Source organism: Candidatus Frankia alpina (genome assembly GCF_902806485.1).
Lineage (GTDB): Bacteria > Actinomycetota > Actinomycetes > Frankiales > Frankiaceae > Frankia > Frankia alpina.
The window spans coordinates 1-3,659 of record NZ_CADCWT010000355.1; the positions used below are offsets into that span (position 1 = coordinate 1).

Annotated in this window: 5 protein-coding genes; 4 read left to right on the top strand and 1 reads right to left on the bottom strand. The window is 71.9% G+C overall.

Annotation, left to right across the window (positions count from 1 at the left end):
- Positions 1 to 297: hypothetical protein (locus G6R25_RS25615; protein WP_205447367.1), on the bottom strand; the 297-nt coding region annotated here is incomplete at its 3' end.
- Positions 298 to 967: 670 nt separating this feature from the next.
- On the opposite strand from G6R25_RS25615, the gene G6R25_RS31005 reads away from it, so the two are divergent.
- The 4 genes from G6R25_RS31005 to G6R25_RS22490 all read left to right on the top strand — a co-directional run bounded on the left by G6R25_RS31005 (position 968) and on the right by G6R25_RS22490 (position 3,426).
- On the top strand, positions 968 to 1,393 hold the full coding sequence (locus G6R25_RS31005) for a helix-turn-helix domain-containing protein (RefSeq protein WP_235825914.1): 426 nt from the start codon (positions 968 to 970) through the stop codon (positions 1,391 to 1,393).
- A 162-nt stretch (positions 1,394 to 1,555) separates the two neighbouring features.
- Positions 1,556 to 2,179 carry a hypothetical protein gene (locus tag G6R25_RS22480; protein WP_235949451.1) on the top strand — a complete coding sequence of 208 codons (624 nt, stop codon included), beginning with the start codon at positions 1,556 to 1,558 and terminating at the stop codon, positions 2,177 to 2,179.
- 6 nt (positions 2,180 to 2,185) lie between these two features.
- Positions 2,186 to 3,181, top strand: coding sequence for a bifunctional lytic transglycosylase/C40 family peptidase (locus G6R25_RS22485; protein ID WP_163554481.1), 996 nt, complete (start codon positions 2,186 to 2,188; stop codon positions 3,179 to 3,181).
- A gap of 92 nt (positions 3,182 to 3,273) precedes the next feature.
- Positions 3,274 to 3,426, top strand: a complete 153-nt coding sequence (locus G6R25_RS22490; protein WP_163554479.1) for a hypothetical protein — start codon at positions 3,274 to 3,276, stop codon at positions 3,424 to 3,426.
- The last annotated feature ends 233 nt before the right edge of the window (positions 3,427 to 3,659 follow it).

A 3,659-nucleotide genomic window follows, 5' to 3' on the forward strand; every position in this document is an offset into this window, starting at 1 on the left:
GGGGCCGCGGTCCGCCCTCGGGTCGGAGCTGGTGATTCGCGCGGTCGTGCCGGTGCCGGTGACAGCCGCGTCGGTGGAACCCGTGTCGGCGGTGGAACCCGTGTCGGCCGCTTGGCTGGAGCCGTCGGATCGAGCCGGAACCGTGGTGTCCCGCGACGACCCGGAGGCCGGGAGGTCGGTGTCGGCGGGCGGCGCCGGGCGGCGCGACGGGTCCGCCTGGTTGCGGGGCGCGATCGCGGCTGGTCGGCCGGCGCGGCGCGCACGGCTACCGCGTGTGCGCAGGACGTCCTCGTCCACCTCGGCGTCCGGCGTGGGCCGGCCACCGGACCCGGCACCCGGCGGCTCCGCCGACGATGTGGCCTCTCCGATGGTTGCACGGTCTGCATCCGGTTCGGTCGCCGATGTCGCATCATCGAGGTGGAATGCCTCGCTCTGCCATGCTTCGCCGGACGGCTGCGGCGAGTCTGACCCGCTCCGCCGCCGATGCCGTCGGCGCCCGGAAGGCGCGTAGGGAGGTGATTCGGCGTCCTCGCTGGCCGGCGCATCGTCGCGCCTGTGCTGGTCGTCCCGGTCAGGCAGCTGGTTGGAACGGGAGGCCGTCGTGGGGATGCGGGCGCCTATGAGTGAAACGGGCCGCGCGTCGCCTTCCTCACCGTACGGTGCCTGTGGCACATCGCTCACGCGCCGTCGCCCTCCCGGCTCTCTACAGGTTAGCTAGTGCCAGTTACTGTTACTTACCTTCGGCTGCGGTCGGATCGATGTAACACGAGCCATTCGAGTATGACAAGCTCTAGTTGAGGCTACCCACAACGGACGGGTCGGTGTACCTTCCGGAACCGGAACCGTGTGGTGCGCCATTGCCGAGGCGAACCGGCGGCTGGTTCGGCGGAAGGATCCGCGCCGGGGGCCGGCGGTGGCGACCAGGATCACGCGGCGCGAATCGTGCGGCGGAGCGAAAGGAGCGTCGGTGGCGCAGGACGGCTTCTCGACGGCGGCGCCCCGGCCATCCACCCGTACCGGGCGTTCGGGTGGCTCACAGGGTGCGCCGCAGTCGGCCCGGACCGCGCCGGTCGGATCGTCTTCCCTGCGTTCCGCGCAGACGCCACTGTCCCCGCCGGGTACCAGGCCGTCAGTGTCGGGTGGGGCCGGCGCAGTAGCCAGGCTGGGTGCCGCGGGCGGCTCGGGTCCGGCGACGGCTGCCGCGGGCTCGGCGGTCCGGCCGGCCGATGACGACGACGTGCTCACGGTCGACGAGCTGGTCGCCTGGCTACGCCTGTCCGAGAGCACGGTCCTCAAGCTCCTGTCCGAACGGGCGATCCCGGCCCGCAAAGTCGGCCACCAGTGGCGGGTGCGCCGCGGCCGGGTGCGGGACTGGCTGGACGGCCGCGAATGACCGGCGGCGTGGTGAGGGCGGGAACGAGGATCACCGATGCCGACGCGTCCGAGTGTGGCTGCGCGCCGGTGATCGGGCGCCACGGCGGCTCGGTGTAGCGGCGCCCAGGGTGTGCTCGTGATCCGAGGCGAGTCGGCGCCGCCGGTACCGAGGTTGCTGCTGGTGCCGAGGTTGCTGCTGGTACCGATGTTGCTGCTGGTTGTGCTGGCAGGCTGTGGGACGTTGGATCGCGCTGCAAATCCCACCCCGAGTCCCTCGGTGACCACCGGCCCGCCGCCGGGCGCCAGCCAGGCGCCGGGGCCCCCGCTGGCGACCGCGACCGCCCTCGCGACCGGCGAGGTCGACCGCACGAACCCGGCCGCGGTCGCGGCGGACTGCTTCACCCGCTGGCAGTCGTTTGACGCCCGGACCGACTCGGGACCATCGGCCGGCGTCGAGCGTGCCCGGAACTGCCTCACCGAGGACTTCGCCGCCTCGCTCGGCGCGGGCGCCCCCGGCGCCACTGACGGGGGCGCAGACGGACGGGCCTGGCAGGATCTCCGGGCCCAGGGCGCTCGCTCGCAGGTGTCGGTGCTGGCGACCACGCCCCTGGGCGGCATCGACACCACCGCGACCGGCCGCGTCGTGCTCCAGCTCAACGTGCGGCGCGAAAGCACGACGGGCAACGAGGCGCCGGTCGCGGCGTTGTCCACCCCGGCCCTGACGCTGTTGCGCCAGGACGATGGGACGTGGCGGGTCGCCGGGGCAGATCTCGCCAGCGTCGCCGGCGATGCGCCGGGGCGGTGAGGTCGGATGGCACGCGGCTTCCCGCCCAGGAGATCCGGGTGGCTGGTGTGGTTGGGCACCGGCTCGGCGATCGTCATCGGTGGGGTCATCCTGTTGATCTCGGTGCTGATCATGTCTCTGGCCGGGCCGTTCGTCGGTGACTACGGCCGGGGCAACAAGTCGATCGAGAACGCCGACGGCATCCCGGCCGAGTACGTGCAGCTGATCACGGATGCGGCGAACGACGCCGGCTGCGAAGAGGTGACGCCGGCCCTGCTGGCCGCCCAGCTACACCAGGAATCCGGGTTCAACCCGCAGGCCCGCTCGCCCGTCGGGGCGATGGGAATCGCCCAGTTCATGCCCGCCACCTGGGCCAGCCACGGCCAGGGCGACGTGTGGAACCCGGCCGACGCGATCCCGGCCGCGGCCCGTTACGACTGCGCGGTGGCGGCGTCGGTCGCGCCGGTGCCCGGCGACGGGCAGGAGAAGATGCTGGCCGCGTATAACGCCGGTGCCGGGGCGCTGCTCGCCTACGCGGGCATCCCGCCCTACATCGAGACCCGCAACTACGTGCGCACGATCCTCGCCCAGGTGCAGGTGTACGGGGACTCGCTCGAATTCGGCGTGGAGATCCCCGCTGGCACGATCGCCCCCGTGGTGGCGTTCATGGAGTCACAGATCGGCAAGCCCTACGTCTGGGGGGCGATCGGGCCGGACTCCTGGGACTGTTCATCGCTGGTGCAGGCGGCCTACCGGAACATCGGCATCGAGCTGCCCCGGGTGACCACCGACCAGCTCCGGTTCGGCCCGGTGGTGGCCGGGGTCGACCCGCAGCCCGGGGACCTGTTGTTCACCCCGGGCACCGACGGCACCGCTGACGCACCCGGCCACGTCGGGATGTACATCGGCGACGGCCGGGTCATCGCGGCCAAGGGGGCACGCTGGGGCGTGGTCGAGTCCGACATTTCGGACTGGACTGGCACGGTCGCGGTGACGAGGCCGTTGGCCAAGGAACTCCGTTAGCCCACTCGGGCCGATCCGCCTGTCCCCGCGGGCGGCCGACCGGATCGGCGGCGGCTCCGGCGGTCGCCTCGGATACGAAGTCCGACAGCCCGTTGGCCACTCCGCCCAGCACGCCCACGGTGTTGTGCACCACGTCGGCGGCGCTACTCGGCGCGGTCACCGTGAAGAACAGGATGAACAACCCGATACCCCACGGCCAGATCAGTTTCTTCATGCAGGACCTCGCAGCACAGCCAGCCGATTAGGCCGGACGGACACCAGCGTCGATAAGTCACCGACAGAACTTGTGTACTCACCTTGAGTAGTTGTCGCAAGGGGAATCGCCGAGCGGTCGGCGACGCCTCGCCGGACGGGCGCCTCACCACCCGGCGTGGGTGACCCGCGGCCCCGTTCGTCCTCGGACGCGCCGGCGGACACCTGCGCGGACACGGCATAACCCCCGGTGGGACACCGAACGGACAGCGAGATGGCGACCTAT

Coding starts and splice junctions, on each gene's coding strand:
- G6R25_RS22485 (WP_163554481.1), top strand. CDS start 2,186: ATGGCACGCGGCTTCCCGCCCAGGAGATCCGGGTGGCTGGTGTGGTTG.